General features: G+C 45.9%; 15 protein-coding genes and 1 other annotated feature. All 15 genes read left to right on the forward strand.

The window, feature by feature from the left end; genetic code table 11:
* Positions 1–82: 82 nt before the first annotated feature.
* Positions 83–1,771, forward strand: a complete 1,689-nt coding sequence (gene lonB, locus P22_RS00120; RefSeq protein WP_054258176.1) for an ATP-dependent protease LonB — start codon at positions 83–85, stop codon at positions 1,769–1,771.
* 200 nt (positions 1,772–1,971) lie between these two features.
* A complete protein-coding gene (gene lon / locus P22_RS00125; RefSeq protein ID WP_054258177.1) occupies positions 1,972–4,287 on the forward strand; it encodes an endopeptidase La in 2,316 nt (771 codons plus the stop codon).
* A complete protein-coding gene (gene yihA / locus P22_RS00130) occupies positions 4,284–4,943 on the forward strand; it encodes a ribosome biogenesis GTP-binding protein YihA/YsxC (RefSeq protein ID WP_054258178.1) in 660 nt (219 codons plus the stop codon). The genes lon and yihA overlap by 4 nt, the downstream gene beginning before the upstream one ends.
* A 90-nt stretch (positions 4,944–5,033) precedes the next feature.
* Positions 5,034–5,495 (forward strand): siroheme decarboxylase subunit alpha, encoded by a 462-nt coding sequence (locus P22_RS00135; protein ID WP_054258179.1) that lies wholly within the window; start codon positions 5,034–5,036, stop codon positions 5,493–5,495.
* A gap of 21 nt (positions 5,496–5,516) precedes the next feature.
* Positions 5,517–6,023 carry a siroheme decarboxylase subunit beta gene (locus P22_RS00140; protein ID WP_054258180.1) on the forward strand — a complete coding sequence of 169 codons (507 nt, stop codon included), beginning with the start codon at positions 5,517–5,519 and terminating at the stop codon, positions 6,021–6,023.
* 168 nt (positions 6,024–6,191) lie between these two features.
* The gene (locus P22_RS00145) at positions 6,192–7,145 is read left to right on the forward strand and encodes a polyprenyl synthetase family protein (RefSeq protein WP_054258487.1); all 954 of its coding nucleotides are present in this window, start codon (positions 6,192–6,194) and stop codon (positions 7,143–7,145) included.
* Positions 7,146–7,276: 131 nt separating this feature from the next.
* Entirely contained in the window at positions 7,277–7,474 is a 198-nt protein-coding gene (gene tatA / locus P22_RS00150) for a twin-arginine translocase TatA/TatE family subunit (protein WP_054258181.1), read from the forward strand.
* Positions 7,475–7,484: 10 nt separating this feature from the next.
* On the forward strand, positions 7,485–8,228 hold the full coding sequence (tatC, locus tag P22_RS00155; protein WP_054258182.1) for a twin-arginine translocase subunit TatC: 744 nt from the start codon (positions 7,485–7,487) through the stop codon (positions 8,226–8,228).
* A gap of 45 nt (positions 8,229–8,273) precedes the next feature.
* Positions 8,274–9,734, forward strand: coding sequence for a menaquinone biosynthesis decarboxylase (locus P22_RS00160; protein WP_054258183.1), 1,461 nt, complete (start codon positions 8,274–8,276; stop codon positions 9,732–9,734).
* Entirely contained in the window at positions 9,727–10,575 is an 849-nt protein-coding gene (locus tag P22_RS00165; protein ID WP_054258184.1) for a UbiA-like polyprenyltransferase, read from the forward strand. The genes P22_RS00160 and P22_RS00165 overlap by 8 nt, the downstream gene beginning before the upstream one ends.
* A gap of 39 nt (positions 10,576–10,614) precedes the next feature.
* Positions 10,615–11,487 (forward strand): bifunctional methylenetetrahydrofolate dehydrogenase/methenyltetrahydrofolate cyclohydrolase FolD, encoded by an 873-nt coding sequence (gene folD, locus P22_RS00170; RefSeq protein ID WP_054258185.1) that lies wholly within the window; start codon positions 10,615–10,617, stop codon positions 11,485–11,487.
* Positions 11,488–11,544: 57 nt separating this feature from the next.
* On the forward strand, positions 11,545–13,212 hold the full coding sequence (locus P22_RS00175; protein WP_054258186.1) for a formate--tetrahydrofolate ligase: 1,668 nt from the start codon (positions 11,545–11,547) through the stop codon (positions 13,210–13,212).
* A 43-nt stretch (positions 13,213–13,255) separates the two neighbouring features.
* On the forward strand, positions 13,256–14,110 hold the full coding sequence (locus P22_RS00180) for a sulfide/dihydroorotate dehydrogenase-like FAD/NAD-binding protein (RefSeq protein WP_054258187.1): 855 nt from the start codon (positions 13,256–13,258) through the stop codon (positions 14,108–14,110).
* Positions 14,095–15,495 (forward strand): NADPH-dependent glutamate synthase, encoded by a 1,401-nt coding sequence (gltA, locus tag P22_RS00185; protein WP_054258188.1) that lies wholly within the window; start codon positions 14,095–14,097, stop codon positions 15,493–15,495. The genes P22_RS00180 and gltA overlap by 16 nt, the downstream gene beginning before the upstream one ends.
* A 45-nt stretch (positions 15,496–15,540) precedes the next feature.
* Positions 15,541–15,770, forward strand: a binding site (T-box leader).
* Between the two features lie 43 nt (positions 15,771–15,813).
* The gene (locus P22_RS00190; RefSeq protein ID WP_054258189.1) at positions 15,814–18,465 is read left to right on the forward strand and encodes a valine--tRNA ligase; all 2,652 of its coding nucleotides are present in this window, start codon (positions 15,814–15,816) and stop codon (positions 18,463–18,465) included.
* Positions 18,466–18,469 lie beyond the last annotated feature (4 nt).

The raw sequence follows: 18,469 nt of genomic DNA on the forward strand, positions 1-18,469 counted from the left end.
CACCTTTTTCCGGGATAAAATAATGGATACTGCCTATACTAACAACAATATTAAAAGGCTGCGGAAGGAGGTTGGCATCTAAGTGGATTATGCAGTAAATATTATTACTGTCATTCAGTTTTTTTTCGCAATGGTTATCGGCATGTATTTTTGGAATCTCCTGAAATCCCAGCAGGGTAACCGTGTGGCGGTTGAAAGGGAGTCAAAAAAGGAAATTGACAAATTACAAAAAATGCGGGAAATATCATTAACGGAACCGTTGGCCGAGAAAACCCGTCCAGCCTCTTTTGCCGAGATTATCGGACAGGAGGAGGGCTTAAAGGCCCTGAGGGCGGCTCTGTGCGGCCCTAATCCGCAACATGTGTTGATTTATGGACCGCCGGGTATTGGCAAAACTGCGGCGGCGAGGCTGGTATTGGAAGAGGCCAAGCGTAATCCATTTTCTCCCTTTAAACAGAGTGCCAAGTTTATTGAACTGGATGCGACTACTGCCCGTTTCGATGAACGAGGAATTGCCGATCCACTCATCGGAACAGTGCATGACCCGATTTACCAGGGGGCCGGGCCGCTTGGTGTAGCCGGTATTCCGCAGCCGAAAGCCGGGGCGGTTACCAAAGCGCATGGCGGCATGTTGTTTATTGATGAAATTGGTGAATTACATCCCATACAAATGAACAAATTATTAAAGGTTTTGGAAGACCGTAAGGTTTTATTTGAAAGTTCCTATTACAATAGTGAAGACACGAATATTCCCAGCCATATTCATGATATATTTCAGAAGGGACTGCCGGCCGATTTCAGGTTAGTGGGTGCAACGACAAGAACGGCCCAGGATATTCCACCGGCCATTCGATCAAGGTGTGTAGAAATTTTTTTTCGCCCGTTGTTTGCTGCTGAGATTGGCTTGATTGCACAAAATGCCGCTAAAAAAGTAGGCTTTCCCATAGAAGATAAAGCGATTTCCGTTATTAAAAATTATGCGCTGAATGGACGGGATGCGGTCAATATTATTCAAATCGCGGCAGGTGTAGCGCTGAACGAAGGGAATAAAAGCATATCGGCGGCTAATGTGGAATGGGTCATCAATTTTGGACAGTATAGTCCCCGCCCTGACCGTACAATTCCTGCTGAACCACAAATTGGTTATGTCAATGGCCTGGCAGTTTATGGGGCTAATATCGGTACTATTATGGAACTGGAGGTTTCTGCGGTGCCCGCTTCCCATGGCAAGGGAAAAATGACAGTTACCGGTGTGGTTGATGAAGAGGAAATTGGCGGTCAGGGGCGTACTATACGCAGAAAGAGCATGGCGAAAGAATCCTTGGATAATGTAGTTACCGTCCTGGCAATCAAGTATGATATTGATTTTACAAAATACGATATTCATATCAATTTTCCCGGTGGTGTTCCTGTCGATGGCCCGTCTGCCGGTATTTCGGTAGCTACGGCGATTTATTCAGCCGTTTACAAGGTGCCGGTTAACAATATGATCGCGTTGACCGGCGAACTGTCTATCCGCGGTTTTGTAAAGCCGGTAGGTGGTGTAAGCGCAAAAATTTTTGCAGCTAAACAATCAGGTGCCAGCCGTGTACTTATTCCCAAAGAAAACTGGCAGGAATGCTATGCTGATTTAGATATAGAGGTAACTGCTGTTGAAACGATTGAAGAGGTACTGCAGCAGGCCTTGTGCAAGGCTCCGGAAGCTGCTCCTGCCGAGGTTGTTGCTCCGCAGCCGGAGCTTTTATCCGCAGCACGGGTATCCTTTAATTAAGGTAATTAACAGAAAACTGGTTCCCAGCCTGTTGGGGGCCGGTTTTTATGTATTTATTGGCAGATTTAAAAGGATTTTTATCGAGGCTACGAGAATATTTATAAATCCGGGTGTCGAAAATAACATTGCAAGAAATTAGTGTTTGTGATAACGTAACAGTATTCTATTTAGTACGACAAATGTCTGAGGAGGCGAAATACATGGCAAAAGATAGACGTACCATCCCGTTATTGCCGCTAAGGGGCATTCTGGTCTTTCCATATATGATCATTCATTTAGATGTTGGCAGGGAAAAGTCAATCAGTGCATTGGAAGAAGCAATGGTGCACGACCGGTTAATCATGTTAGCGACACAGCGCGATGCCCAGGAGGATCAACCTACTTCCGAGGATATCTTTACCATCGGTACAGTTGCTGAAATCAAGCAGTTGCTAAAATTACCCGGGGGTACAATCCGTGTGTTGGTGGAAGGTCTCTACCGTGCTGAAATTATAGAGTATACCGAATCGGAGCCGTTTTATCAGGTTGAAATAGATGAATTTGGCGAAACAGAGGAAAAAACTCCAGAAATTGAAGCTTTAACCAGGACGGCAATCCATCAGTTTGAACAATGGGTTAAATTAAGTAAAAAAATACCGCCGGAGACTTTGGTTTCTGTGGTAGTTGTGGAAGAACCGGGCCGTCTGACCGATCTGATTGCCAGTCATTTATCGTTAAAAATTGAGGATAAACAGGCTCTTCTGGATGCAGTTGAAGTAAAGGCAAGACTGGAACGTTTATGTGAAATTTTAGGCAGGGAAATGGAAATTCTTGAACTGGAGAAAAAAATAAATGTTCGCGTCCGTAAACAAATGGAAAAAACCCAAAAGGAATATTATCTGCGCGAGCAGTTAAAAGCGATTCAGAAAGAACTGGGGGATAAGGATGATCGTACCGCTGAGGTGGAAGAATACCGGCAGCGTTTAAAAGAAACGGAATTTCCCAAAGAAGTGGCGGAGAAAATCAACAAAGAAATTGATCGATTGGAAAAAATGTCGCCCATGGTAGCAGAGAGTACGGTAATCCGTACATATTTGGATTGGCTGACTGGCTTGCCTTGGCTGGAAAAGACAGAAGACCGGCTGGATATTTCGCTGGCTGAACAGACCCTGGATGAGGATCATTACGGACTGGAGAAGGTAAAGGAGCGTATATTGGAATACTTGTCCGTGCGGAAATTGACTGAAACGATGAAAGGACCTATTTTATGTTTAGTTGGTCCTCCGGGAGTAGGTAAAACCTCGCTGGCGCGTTCGATTGCACGCTCTATGGATCGTAAATTTGTCCGGGTTTCTCTGGGAGGAGTACGTGATGAAGCGGAAATTCGCGGTCATCGCCGGACTTATGTGGGAGCTTTACCGGGAAGGATTATTCAGGGAATACGAACGGCAGGCTCCCAAAATCCGGTATTTTTATTGGATGAAATAGATAAAATGAGTGCTGATTTTCGCGGAGATCCTTCCTCTGCTCTGCTGGAGGTACTTGATCCTGAACAAAATAATACCTTTAGTGACCATTATATTGAGCTGCCTTTTGATCTTTCCCGTGTTCTTTGGGTGGTTACCGCCAATGTTATGCATAATATTCCCCGACCGCTGCTTGATCGTATGGAAATCATTCCTATTGCAGGATATACGGAAGAGGAAAAAGTGCAAATTGCTAAACGCTATTTGGTATCTAAGCAAATCCGGGATCATGGTTTGAATAAAAAACAGATTACCTTTTCAGAGGGAACTTTGCAAAAGGTGATTCGCGACTATACGCGTGAAGCCGGTGTGCGTAATCTGGAACGACATATTGCTAACTTATGCCGGAAATCCGCCCGTCAGATTGTGCAAAACAAACGAACTACCGTCAAAATTACCGCGCAGAACCTGCATACTTTTTTAGGTGCCCCTAAATATCGTCAAAGTCAGATTGAGAGCAGTCACCAAATTGGTGTGGCAACAGGTATGGCCTGGACGGAAGTTGGCGGCGATGTGCTGGGAACGGAAGTATCCATTATGAAGGGCAAGGGCAAATTGACACTTACCGGACAATTGGGTGATGTTATGCGTGAATCGGCACAGGCCGGATTCAGCTATATCCGCAGCCGGGCGCAGGAATTGGGAATTGACCCGGAATTCTATGAGCATAGCGATATTCATATCCATTTGCCGGAAGGTGCTATTCCCAAAGACGGGCCCTCGGCGGGAATTACCATGGCAACGGCCGTGGCATCTGCGCTGACAGGTAAAGCCATACGAAGCGACCTGGCGATGACCGGAGAAATTACTTTGCGCGGCAGAGTGCTGCCTGTTGGAGGGATAAAAGAAAAAGTACTGGCTGCTCACCGCGCCGGTATTAAAAAGATTATTTTACCTAAAGAAAATAAACGTGATATGGACGAAATACCGGCTAACATAAAAAGAAGCCTGGAATTTTATCTGGTTGAGCATATGGATGAAGTTTTGGACAGGGCATTGGTGAAAGAATGACTTTTACAGACAGGCAGAAAGAACCCGTCAGCTTGAATATCATTCGTGCTCAGTACCTGGCTTCGGCTGTAAATAGCAGCCAGTATCCGGAAATGGAGAATGCTGCGGTCCAGATAGCTTTTGTGGGACGTTCTAATGTTGGGAAATCTTCACTTTTAAATTCTTTGGCCCGGCAGCATGGATTAGCAAGAATCAGCAGCACTCCGGGCAAAACGCAAACATTGAATTTTTATCAATTGACAGCAAAAATAAGTGAAGATATTCGAAGGTCTTTTCTTTTGGTGGATTTACCAGGTTATGGCTATGCGCGTACAGGACGGACTTTACGGCGTCAATGGGCTAAATTTATTGAAGAATATCTTTTGCAAACATCACATATCAAACTGATTTGTCAATTAATTGACAGCCGGCACTCTCCCATGGAAAGCGATATTGCCACTTACCGCTGGCTAATTGAAAACGGGTTGCCGGTTCAAGTAGTAGCAACGAAAGTCGATAAAATTTCCAAAATGCTAATCAGCAAACAAATTAAAAAAATTAAGCAGGAGTTGGGAATGGACCGCGATTCGGTTATTCCTTATTCGTCTGCTAAGGGAATTGGGCGCGATCAATTGCTTGACGTTATTGCAAAACTTTTGTTAAACTATGAGAGGTAATGTAAAAGAAGTGGGATGCAGTGCCCACTTCTTGCGTTTATTTGTAATGATACTGTTTCTATGGCATTATGAAAAGAAAGGCAGTGTAGCATGTTATCTGCATTTGATAAAGCATTGTTAAATCGGATTCAAGAAGAGTTGCCGCTGGTTGACCGCCCTTTTGCCGTCCTGGCCGAAGACTTGGGAGTTGAGGAAAATGATGTAATCGAACGGCTGCAATATTTGAAACAGCATGGATTTATCCGGCGCATGGGGCCGTTTTTTGATTCCAATCAGCTAGGCTATATCGGTACTTTGGTTGCCGTCAGCGTTACTCCTGATAAAGTAGCCACGGTGGCTGCGGCCATTAATAGACATCCGGGTGTTACCCATAATTATGAACGGTATAGTGACGATGATAATATCTATAACTTGTGGTTTACTCTACTTTCTCCGGATGTTGCCGCACAGGAGAAAGTTCTGAATACAGTTAAAGGTATGGCTGGCGTGGAAAAACTGATCAGTCTTCCTGCAGAAAAAAAATTTAAAGTAAGTGTGAGATTTACATTATAGCTGTAATTGAGGTGTAAAGTGATGCTGGATGCCTTAGACAAAAAAATTATTGCCATGTTGCAGGAAGATTTGCCGCTGGTTGCCCGGCCTTATTTAGAAATTGCCAATACCTTGGGGATTTCTGAAGAAGAATTGCTGGACAGGCTGAAGCATTATCGGGAAGCTGGGCAAATACGAAAAATAGCTGCGGTATTAAGACATCGGGAAGTGGGTTTTTCCGCTAATGCCTTATGCGCTTGGGTTGTGCCGGATGAGCGTATTGAAGAGGTCGGGCGAAAAGCGGCTATGTCGTCGTACATTTCCCATTGTTATTCCCGTAAAACGCAAGAAGATTGGCCTTACAATTTTTATACTATGCTACATGGACACAGTCCTGAAGAATGCAAAAAAATGGCATGCTCTTTTGCCACGGAAAATGATTTGACAACCTATGTGATGTTGTTTAGTACACGGGAATGGAAGAAAACCAGCATGCGTTATTTTCAGGAAGACGGAATTGAAATCAATCCGTCTGCAAGTGACTGTTGATATATTTAGCCGGTACTGTAAACACTAGGTAAAAGTGTTATACTTACAGCCAACTTGTCTGGATTACGCGATTTGTGTTGAAAAAGGAAATAAAAGTATAGACATTCTATTGGACAGGATGTATCATAGATATTGACTTTCTTTAAAGGTGATAATACAGTGAAAACGATGTTTGATATAGTACAACATGATTTAGTCACCCTGGAAGCTGAACTTCTGGCTATGGTACAGTCTCCGGTTGAGCTGATAAGCAGTATTGGGAAACATTTGGCAAAAGCAGGAGGAAAGCGATTGAGGCCTGCTTTGTATTTAATATGTGCAAAAAGTTCGCCACAGCAATTGGCAAAATCGATACCCATGGCTGTGGCCATTGAGATGATCCACATGGCGACTTTAGTGCATGACGACGTTATTGATGAGGCTGAAACCCGCCGTGGCATTCCTACCGCTAATTCGCGCTGGGGGAACCAGTCATCGGTACTGACTGGCGACTATTTATTTGCCAAGGCATTCTCGCTGATTGCCGATCATGTTAACAGCGGCATGCTAAAGGTCTTGGCTGAAGTGATTTGTTCAATGGCCGAGGGGGAAATTATTCAAAATAAAGAAATTTATAACCCCAATCAATCGGAAGCCGATTATTTAGTGCGTATTGCGAAAAAGACGGCCGATTTCCTGGCGGCCAGTTGCGAACTGGGAGCATTAACGGCTGAAGTGCCTGAGGCCGATGTGCGGGCTTTGCGGCGCTATGGCTATAATTTGGGAATGGCTTTTCAAATAACGGACGATATTTTGGATGTGACGGCCTCATCAGTGCAGTTGGGCAAGCCTGCCGGTAATGATTTACGGCAGGGAATTATTACACTGCCGGTTATTTATGCCTTACAACACAGCGCGCAGAAAGATGAACTTCATCATATTGTTATTGAACGGAATATGTCTGATGAACAAGTAAACAGAGGATTGGAGATTATTCATGAAACCGGGGCGGTAGAGTATTGTTACGGCAAGGTAGACGGTTATCTTAGTGAGGCGAAAGCCGCTATCCCCGATACTTTTGCGGACGAGGTACGGCAAGCACTGCTGGCTATTGCCGCTTTTGTCAGCTTGCGAGAGTATTGACAATGCAGTGCTGTAGAGACGTTTAGGCGTCTCTATTTCTCTATTAGCCGCCACCGTCGGTTGTTTTTTTTTCAGGTAATAGGTATAATAGGCTTATGTGAATAATGAATAGTAATGAGGGTGATACGGCTATGTTTAATATGGGCATGACGGAATTAATATTAATTTTGGTAATTGCTTTAGTGGTTTTTGGACCGGGGAAACTTCCGGAAGTTGGCAAGGCGCTGGGAAAAGGCATTCAAGAATTTCGCAAAGCTACCAGTGGAGAAAGTGCTAAAGAAGAGACCAGGGAATTAAAGAGCGAAGTAAAGGCAGAAGAAAAAAAGTGAGGCAGTTGGTATGACCACACCATCTCAGCATGATGATGAAACTACCAGTACTCCGGTTTCTATAGGCGAAATGTCTCTGGTGGACCATTTGCAGGAGCTTCGCCGGCGAATTATAGTTTGCTTGATTGCAGTTGCTATTACCAGTACCGCTAGTTATTTTTACGCCGAAAATTTGGTAAAGATTATTGCCGCTCCTGCCGGAAAACTGTATTTTATGAATCCGGCAGAAGTTTTTTTTACTTATCTCAAGGTTTCTTTTTTTTCCGGTTTTCTGGTCGCATTGCCTGTTATTCTTTATCAGATATGGGCTTTTATCGTACCGGCATTAACGAGGACGGAAAGGGCATTGTCCTTTGTCTTGATACCATCGTCCGTAGTTTTATTTTTTATCGGTGTCTTTTTTTCTTATTTTTTTGTTTTACCAGCCGGTATACAGTTCTTTTTAGGTTTTGCTACGGAAAGTCTGCAGCCCATGCTTTCGTTAGGTGAATATCTGTCTTTTGTTATTTCCTTTTTGCTGCCGTTTGGTTTTATTTTTGAATTGCCTTTGTTTATTTTGGTATTAGCCAAAATGGGTGTTATCAGTTCCGATTTTCTGCGAGGAAAACGCAAGGTGGTTTTGGTTTTGGCTTTTGTGGTTGGCGCCATAATTTCACCTACACCTGACGTATTTTCTCAGACAATGATTGCGGTACCGATGATTCTTTTATATGAAATCAGTATTCTCATGGTAAAGTATGTATTGCGTAAATAGTAACAGAATCACATTGCATTGCAATATACAAGAAGGGGGCAGCAAATGGCCTTTGATGATTTAAGAGAATTTATTGTTGCTTTGGAAGAGCGCGGCTGGTTAAAGCGTATCCGCCACAGTGTGGATGCCGAACTGGAGATAACCGAGATCACCGATCGTGTTTCCAAGATGAAGGGCGATAAGAATGTCGCGTTGCTATTTGAAAATGTGAAGGGCTATGATATGCCTGTTTTGATGAATGCATTTGGCAGTATGGAACGCATGGCTCTGGCTTTTGGTGTTGAAAAGGTGGATGATATTGCCGATGAAATTCGCAGTATTCTGAAACTGCCTTATATTTCCCTGCAGAATAAACTGGATTTGGTGAAATTAATCCCGACTGCCAAGCGGGCTATTAATTTTCCCAAGTATGTAAAATCAGCACCCTGTAAACAGGTTATTATTAAAGATCAGCCGTCTTTGAACAAGTTTCCCATTCTGAAATGCTGGCCTGGTGATGCGGGAAAATTTATCACCTTGCCGCTGGTATTTACCAAAAATCCCGTTAACGGCAAACGCAATGTAGGCATGTACCGTCTGCAGGTTTATGATGATAGGACGACGGGGATGCATTGGCATATCCATAAAAATGGTGCGGACAATTATCGTGCTTACCGTGATATGGGTTTGGACCGGATCGAAGTAGCCGTGGCCATTGGCGGTGACCCGGCTTTAACCTACGCGGCAACTGCGCCACTGCCACGGGATATAGATGAAATGGTATTTGCCGGTTTTTTACGTAAAAAACCGGTTGAATTGGTAAAATGTGAAACGGTCGATATTGAAGTTCCAGCCCAGGCTGAGATTATTCTGGAAGGCTATGTGAAAATTGATGAGCTGAGGCGTGAAGGACCGTTTGGTGATCATACCGGTTATTATTCGCTGGCTGATGACTATCCGGTTTTTCATATTACCTGTATTACACATCGGAAAAATCCCATCTATCCGGCAACCGTTGTCGGCAAGCCACCGATGGAAGATTGTTATCTGGCTAAGGCGACCGAGCGCATCTTTCTGCCTTTACTGCAAATGCAGCTGCCGGAGGTCGTAGATATGAATTTGCCGCTGGAAGGCGTTTTTCATAATTGTGCCGTTCTTTCTATCAAAAAAACATACCCTCAACAGGCCAAGAAGGTGATGCATGCTGTATGGGGGATGGGACAGATGATGTTTACCAAAATGGTGATTGTGGTTGATGCGCATGTGAATGTCCAGGATATGAACGAGGTGTGGTGGAGGGCGTTCAATAATATTGACGCCCGCCGTGATATCGTTATGGTGGATGGCCCGCTTGATGTTCTCGATCATTCTTCACCTGTGCCCAAGTGGGGAACCAAGGTGGGGATTGACGCCACAAAAACCTGGCCGGAGGAAGGGCATAACAGGGAATGGCCGGATGAAATCGTGATGTCGGAGGATATTAAGCGAATGGTTGATAGTAAATGGAAGGACCTGGATCTTGAATAAAGTTAAAGCTCATCTCGAAAATATTGCCTTGTCGCACTCTGTTTTTGCCTTGCCCTTTGCCTATATGGGGGCAGTGCTGGCGGTCAGGGGAGTTCCGAACGGCTGGGATTTGTTTTGGATTACGCTGGCCATGGTAGGAGCCCGCAGTACGGCGTTAGCCCTTAATAATTTGATTGACTTAAAATATGACCGGTTGCATCCCCGGTTTACCAACCGGCCCTTGGTAACTGGCACCGTGAAACCGGGTGAGGTTCTTTTGCTGGCTGTGGCCAGCTTGATTCTCTTTTTTGTCGCCGCTTATCATTTACAGCCTGTTTGTATCCGGCTTGCTCCGCTGGCGGTTATTCCGCTGGTTGTATATCCTTATATGAAACGGTTTTCTTGGACTTGTCATCTGGTATTGGGACTTGCTTTGGCGATTGCCCCGGTGGGTGCCTGGATTGCTATCAGCGGTTATCTCAATCTGGCTGTTATTTTGTTAGGTTTGGCCGTTGGCATCTGGATAGCCGGTTTTGATGTAATATATGGTTGCCAGGATGTTACTTTCGATAAGAAACAGGGACTTCACTCCATGCCGGTACGTTTTGGAATCGATGGAGCCCTGCGCTTATCCCGGCTGATGCATAGTTTTAGTATCCTGTGTTTTGCTCTGGTGGGTTATCTTCTTGGATTACATTTCATTTATTTTTTTGGTGTTTTTTTAGCGGCGCTGGTGCTGCTTTATCAGCATAGTCTAGTTAAGTCGAAGGATTTTAGCAGGGTAACGCAGGCCTATTTTATGCGCAACGGTCTTGTAGGCACTTTCGTGTTTATTTTTACCGTGATCAGCGTATTATTGTAAGCGTAATGATATTTATTATATATGGGGATGGTGCAGCTAATGTCGGCACGCATATTGGACGGAAAATTTTATGCCAGCAAGATAAAAGAGGAAACGAAGGCAGCTATTGCCAATTTGCAGCATAACTATGGGGTTACTCCCGGCTTGACGGTGGTGATTGTCGGTGAAGACCCGGCATCGCAAATTTATGTGGCGAATAAGCATAAAACCGGTCTGGAAATGGGCATTGGTTCTGAGGTAATCCGTTTGCCGGAAGCAGTCGGTAAGGAGGAACTGCTGGCAGTTATCGCCCGTTTAAATCAGGATGTCAATGTTCATGGGATTTTAGTGCAATTACCATTGCCGCAACATATCAAGCAGTATGAAACCGAAATAGTCAACTCTATCGACCCGCTCAAGGATGTCGACGGCTTTCATCCGGTTAATGCCGGTAAGCTGGCAATCGGTGAGGAAGGGCTGGTGCCTTGTACGCCCAATGGCTGTATTCGGCTGCTGGAACTTGCAGATATTCCGGTTGAGGGGAAACGGGCTGTGGTCATTGGCCGCAGCAATATTGTCGGCAAACCGATGTTCCATTTGCTACTGGCCCGCCACGCCACGGTTACGGTCTGCCATTCACGTACTCAAAATTTAGCGGAAGTAACCCGCGAAGCTGATATTCTGGTGGCTGCCATAGGCAAACCAAAGTTTGTCACCCCGGAAATGGTAAAACCGGGAGCGGTCATTCTCGATGTGGGCATTAACCGTGTCGGTGAAAGGAAAATTGTCGGTGATGTTGATTTTGAGGCCGTACAGGATGTTGCAGGGGCAATTACTCCTGTCCCGGGCGGTGTCGGGGTGCTGACTATTGCTATGCTGATGCATAACACGGTAAGAGCGGCCCAATTACAGCAGAAAAAAATGATATACTGAATAGACATTTGAATTCTAATTTAATAAAGGATAAGACGATGTAAAGGAGGTCTCGAGGTGAAGAGTGATGTGGAAATCGCACAGGCTGCGGTAATGAAACCAATCGCTGAAGTAGCTCGGGGGATAGGCATTTCGGAAGAGGAAATTGAACTTTACGGTAAATATAAAGCTAAAATTTCTTTACATGCTTGGGAGCGGATTAAAAACAATCCGGATGCAAAATTAGTTTTAGTAACGGCGATTAACCCTACTCCTGCCGGGGAGGGAAAGACAACGACAACAGTTGGTCTTGGCGATGCCCTGCGACGTATGGAGAAAAAGGTACTGATTGCCCTGCGGGAACCTTCGCTGGGGCCTTGTTTTGGCGTAAAAGGCGGCGCGGCAGGTGGCGGGTATGCACAAATTGTGCCGATGGAAGATATAAATTTGCATTTTACCGGAGATTTTCATGCAGTTACTACTGCTCATAACTTGCTGGCCGCTGTCATTGATAACCATATCCATCATGGCAATGAGTTGGGAATTGATCCTCGCCGCATTACCTGGCGGCGGGTTGTGGACTTAAATGACCGGGCATTGCGTTCCATTATTTGCGGCCTTGGGGGAAAAGTTAACGGTGTGCCGCGGGAAAGCGGTTTTGATATCACGGTTGCTTCGGAAATGATGGCTATTTTATGTCTGGCAAGTGATCTTGAGGATATGAAGAGGCGTATCGGCCGGATTATCGTGGCCTACACCTATGATGGCCAGCCTGTTACCGTGGAAAACTTACAGGTGACCGGCGCTTTAACGCTGCTTTTTAAAGATGCGATAAAGCCGAATTTGGTACAAACATTGGAAAATACACCGGCTTTTGTCCATGGTGGGCCATTTGCTAATATCGCCCATGGCTGTAACAGCGTTATGGCTACCAAGTATGCTCTGAAACTGGCAGATGTTGTCGTTACGGAAGCCGGTTTTGGTGCTGACCTAGGGGCGGAAAAATTTCTTAATATCAAGTGCCGGTTCGCGGGTATAAAACCGTCGGCAGTAGTGATTGTTGCTACGGTACGGGCGCTTAAAATGCATGGCGGAGTGCCAAAAAGCGATCTGGCAGGAGAAAATTTCCCTGCCCTGGAGCGGGGAATGAATAATTTGGTCAAGCATATCGAAAATACACAAAAGTATGGTTTGCCGGCGGTCGTGGCTGTTAATGCTTTTCCCACCGATACCCAGGCTGAACTTTCTTACGTGAGGGAAAAATGTGTTGTTTTAGGGGCCGAGGTTGCCGTTTCGGAGGTATGGGCCAAGGGCGGTGACGGTGGATTGGTTTTAGCGGAAAAAGTGCTGCAAGCCTGTGAACGGGAGAATCAATTCCGCTTTATCTATAACGAACAGGACCCCATTAAAGATAAGATAGCCGCCATTGCCAAAGAAATCTATGGGGCGGCTGGCGTTCAGTATACGGCTGTTGCCGAAAAAACCATACAGGAACTTATAAAACTGGGTTTTGACAAGACTCCGATATGTATGGCCAAAACGCAGTATTCGTTGAGTGATGATATGACCAAGATAGGGCGGCCGCAGGGATTTTTCATAACAGTACGGGAGGTAAGAGTAGCGGCGGGAGCCGGGTTCCTAATTGCACTCACCGGTGAAATCATGACTATGCCGGGTTTACCGAAACGGCCGGCTGCGGAAAGAATGGATATTGACAATGAGGGAACTATTGTCGGTATCTTTTAGATAGAAAATGCCAGGGCAGTTTGCCCTGCTTGAGGAGGGTATCATGTATAAAATACTTGCTAAACAAGAATTGGCGCCAAATGTAAAGATGTTTGAAATGCAGGCGCCGCGTATTGCTAAAAAGGCACAACCGGGTCAATTTGTCATTTTGCGAATTGATGAGGATGGTGAACGCGTTCCTTTAACCATAGCCGACTTTGACCGTGAAAAGGGAAGCATTACGCTTATTTTTCAGGAAGTTGGGGCTACAACCAAGTTGTTGGGAGCATTAGAAGCAGGGGACAGCTTACTGGATCTCGTTGGACCGTTGGGGAAACCCACACATATTGAAAATTTTGGCACTGTGGTTTGCGTAGGCGGTGGCATCGGTATTGCTCCGGTATATCCCATTGCCAGAGGAATGAAGCAAGCCGGTAATCATGTTATCTCAATCATTGGTGCCCGCAACAGGGACATATTGATTTATGAAGAAGAAATGGCTGCCGTCAGTGACACTCTCTATATTGCAACCGATGACGGATCCAAAGGGCAGAAAGGTTTTGTTACCGATCCTTTGAAACAAATGATTGCCGAAGGAAAGAAAATAGATCTGGTCATTGCCATTGGCCCGGTGATTATGATGCGCAATGTGGCTGAAGTAACCAGACCGCATGAGATACCTACCGTGGTCAGTTTAAATCCGATTATGGTTGACGGGACGGGTATGTGTGGCGGCTGTCGCGTTTCGGTTGGGAATGAGAATAAGTTTGCCTGTGTTGACGGGCCGGAATTTGACGCCCATAAAATCGATTTTGCCGGTTTGGTCGCACGGCAGCGTATGTATGTCGACAAGGAAAAAAAGCATAGCGAGCATTGTGTAAGCAAAAAGGTAGGTGGATGTAAATGTCACTCTCATTAAAAAAGAATGTGATGCCGGAACAGGATGCTAAAATGAGGGCACGCAATTTCAACGAAGTTGCTTTAGGGTATGATGATGAACTGGCCCGTGCAGAAGCCGAGCGCTGTTTGTCCTGTAAAGCTGCACCCTGCCGTAAGGGCTGCCCGGTTGATGTGGATATCCCTACTTTTATTAAGCATATTAAAGAGGGAGACGTGGAAGCGGCAATAGCCAGTATTAAAGAGGTTAACCGATTACCGGCTGTTTGCGGGCGAGTTTGTCCCCAAGAAGACCAATGTGAAAAATTCTGCGTATTGGCTAAGAGAGGCGAGGCAGTTGGCATTGGCCGGCTGGAACGGTATGCGGCCGATTATGCCCGCACCAAAGGAGAACGCATCCAGGCGATTGAGCCGGCACCGGATGCACCAAGAGTGGCCATTATCGGCTCAGGTCCGGCGAGCCTGACTGCTGCCGGTGAACTGGCGAAAAAAGGGTGCCGTGTGACGGTTTTTGAAGCCCTGCACTTGCCGGGAGGAGTCTTGATGTACGGCATTCCGGAGTTTCGTCTGCCCAAGGACATCGTACAGGCGGAAATCGATAATTTACGTAAAATGGGCGTTGAAATCGAGGTTAATGCCGTTATTGGCAAAACCTTTACTGTTGACGAGTTAATGGAAGAAGAAGGGTTTGACGCTGTCTTCATCGGCACGGGAGCCGGTTTACCGCATTTTATGGGAATACCGGGCGAAAATTTGAATGGAGTGTATTCGGCCAATGAATTCTTAACCCGCTGCAATCTCATGAAAGCCTACCGTTTTCCGGAATCGGGGACACCCATTCATGTAGGTAAAAAGGTGGCCGTGGTTGGTGGCGGCAATGTTGCCATGGACGCAGCACGCACTGCTTTACGGCTGGGGGCTGAAGAAGTGCATATTGTCTACCGGCGTTCCGAGACGGAATTGCCGGCAAGGCTGGAAGAAATACATCATGCCAAAGAAGAAGGGATCATCTTTACCTTATTGACGGCTCCGGTCGAGGTACAGGGCAGTGAAGGCTGGGTTACCGGACTTAAGTGTATTCGTATGGAACTGGGCGAGCCGGATGCCTCCGGGCGCCGCCGCCCGGTAGAAATTGCCGGATCGGAGTTTGTCCTGGAAACAGATACCGTCGTGATTGCGATTGGACAGGGGCCCAACCCATTGGTTCAGTCTACAACTAAAGGACTGGAAACCAATAAAAAGGGAAATATTGTAGCCGATGAAGAAACCGGGGCAACCAGCAAGCCTAGCGTTTTTGCCGGCGGGGACATTGTTACCGGTGCGGCAACCGTTATTCTGGCTATGGGGGCCGGTAAAAAGGCAGCGGAAGCCATTTATAATTATCTGAAAGAAAAACATAAATTATAAATCTTGACATTGATTTGTGGACGGAGTATATTGTAAATACGATATTGAAAAGTTATGATGGGAAGAGTAGGCTGTCTACCGGCTGTCAGAGAGGAAATCCCAGGCTGTGAGATTTCTCAGGCGGTGTAGCTCAAGGTCATCCCGGAACTGTTGCGCTGAAAATAGTAGTAGGTGCAATCGTTGGCCGCGTTAAGGCCGTATTGAGTCCGCCGGATAGTTTTATTTGGCTGGAAAGCAAGGTGGTACCACGAAAGCTTGGCTCTTTCGTCCTTACAGGATGAAAGAGCTTTCTTATTTTATCCACTAGGAGGCTATGGAATGGAGCAAAATATTCCTACGGTATATGATCCTCAGTCAGTAGAGAAAAAATGGTATGAATTTTGGGAGAAGAATGGTCTGTTTCACGCGGAAGCAACAAAAGATAAAGAACCGTTCAGTATTGTTATACCACCTCCGAATGTAACCGGTCAGTTGCACATGGGGCATGCCTTGGATAATACCCTGCAGGATATTTTAGTTCGCTGGCGCAGAATGCAGGGCTATAATACGTTATGGATGCCGGGTACCGATCACGCCGGTATTGCAACACAGATTAAAGTGGAGGAAATGCTGGCTAAGGACAATATTTCCCGCCATGACTTAGGACGCGAGAAATTTATTGAGAAGGTGTGGGAATGGAAGCAGCGTTTTGGCAGCCGCATCCTGACCCAGCTTAAGAGTCTGGGGGCTTCCTGTGACTGGCAGCGCGAGCGCTTCACTATGGACGAGGGTTGCTCGCAGGCCGTCAGGGAAGTGTTTGTAAGCCTTTATGAAAAAGGGCTTATTTACCAGGGCAAGCGAATTACGAACTGGTGTCCGCGCTGTCATACGGCTCTCAGTGATATTGAAGTTGAACATGAGGAACAGCCGGGGCATTTATATCATATCTGTTACCATGTGGAGGGAAATGCAAACGAGTCTCTGGTTGTAGCGACCACCCGCCCGGAAACCATTCTGGGAGATACTGCCGTTGCGGTTCATCCGGAGGATGCCAGATATAAACATTTGATTGGGAAAAGGTTGGTATTGCCGCTGGTTGGCCGCAGTATTCCGGTTATTGCCGATGAATATGTCGACCCGTCTTTTGGTACGGGAGCAGTCAAGGTAACTCCTGCCCATGATCCCAACGACTTTGAAATGGGACTAAGGCACCAGTTAACACAGATTGTTGTAATCACTCCTGATGGGACAATGGCTCAAGACACCGGTAAATATGCAGGCATGGATCGCTATCAATGCCGTAAAGAATTGGTTGCAGATCTTAAAAGTCAAGGGTTTTTGACCAAACTCGAAGATCATTCACATGCCGTAGGACACTGCCAACGCTGTGCAACGATTGTTGAGCCGTTAATATCCAAACAATGGTTTGTCCGGATGCAGCCGCTGGCTGAGCCGGCTATTGCCGCTGTCCATTCGGGGAAGATTAAATTTGTTCCGGAACGTTTTACTAAAATCTACTTGAACTGGCTGGAAAATATCCGTGACTGGTGCATTTCACGGCAAATCTGGTGGGGGCATCGTATTCCGGCCTGGCATTGTGAATGCGGCGAAACCTTTGTAGCACGTGAAGAGGTCAAATTATGTCCGAAATGCGGCGGAAAACCCACGCAGGACCCGGACGTGCTGGATACCTGGTTCAGTTCAGCTTTATGGCCATTTTCGACGATGGGGTGGCCGGAAAAAACAGCAGAACTGGCCGCCTTCTATCCGACCAGTGTTTTGGTAACGGGTTATGACATTATTTTCTTCTGGGTAGCCCGGATGATTATGATGGGGCTGGAATTTCAGAAAGATATCCCGTTTGAACACGTATTCATCCATGGTCTGGTGCGGGATTCCCAGGGGCGGAAGATGAGTAAGTCACTGGGAAATGGTATAGATCCTTTAGAGGTCATTGAAAAATATGGTGCGGACACCCTGCGTTTTACACTGGTTACCGGAAATACGCCTGGCAATGATATGCGTTTTTACTGGGAACGGGTGGAGTCAAGCCGTAATTTTTCTAATAAATTGTGGAATGCATCACGGTTTGTATTGATGAACTTAGCGGATTTTGATGCAGCTTTCCGACCGGATTCCGCCAGCTTTACGCTGGCAGATCGATGGATTATCAGCCGTCAGGCTCAGGTAAGCAGGGAAGTTACCCGTAATCTGCAAAAGTTTGAATTGGGAGAAGCGGCCCGGCTGCTTTACGAATTTATATGGAATGAGTATTGCGACTGGTATATTGAAACAGCTAAGTCCCGGTTATACAGCAGGGAAAACGAAGGGGAAAAAGCAACAGCCCAGTATGTATTGTGGTCAGTACTTAAAAATACGCTGAAGCTTTTGCATCCGTTTATGCCATTTATTACCGAAAGTATCTGGCAGTATTTGCCGCATAAGGGTATCAGCATAATGACTGCCAAATGGCCGGAGCAGGAAGATCACGGACAAATCGATGTGCAGGCAGAAACCTATATGGCGGTTATCATGGAAACCATAAAAGCTATTCGGAATATGCGTGCTGAAGTCAATGTTCCGCCGGGAAGAAAAAGTGAAGTGATTTTGCAAACGGCCAGTTCCGACTTGAAACAGATTTTAATAGATAATGTTCAGTATCTGCAAAGTTTGGCCGCTGTAGACCCGGTGAGAATCGAGGCATTGACCGACAGCAAACCCGATAATGCCATGACGGCCGTGGTTAACGGGGTGGAAGTTTATCTGCCGTTAAAAGGATTAATTGATGTGGAGAAAGAAACCACGCGTCTGAACAAAGAACTGGCTGCTTTAGCTAAAGAACTTGACCGTATAGCCGGAAAGCTGGCCAACGAGGGTTTTGTATCCAAGGCGCCTGCTGCGGTTATTGAAAAAGAACGGGCCAAGGAGCAGGAGTATCGCGAAAAAAGCCTGGCCATTCAGGAACGCCTGGCTTATTTAGCAAAACTATAAAAAG

The sequence above is a fragment of the Propionispora sp. 2/2-37 genome (genome assembly GCF_001298735.1).
In the GTDB taxonomy this organism is placed as follows: domain Bacteria; phylum Bacillota; class Negativicutes; order Propionisporales; family Propionisporaceae; genus Propionispora.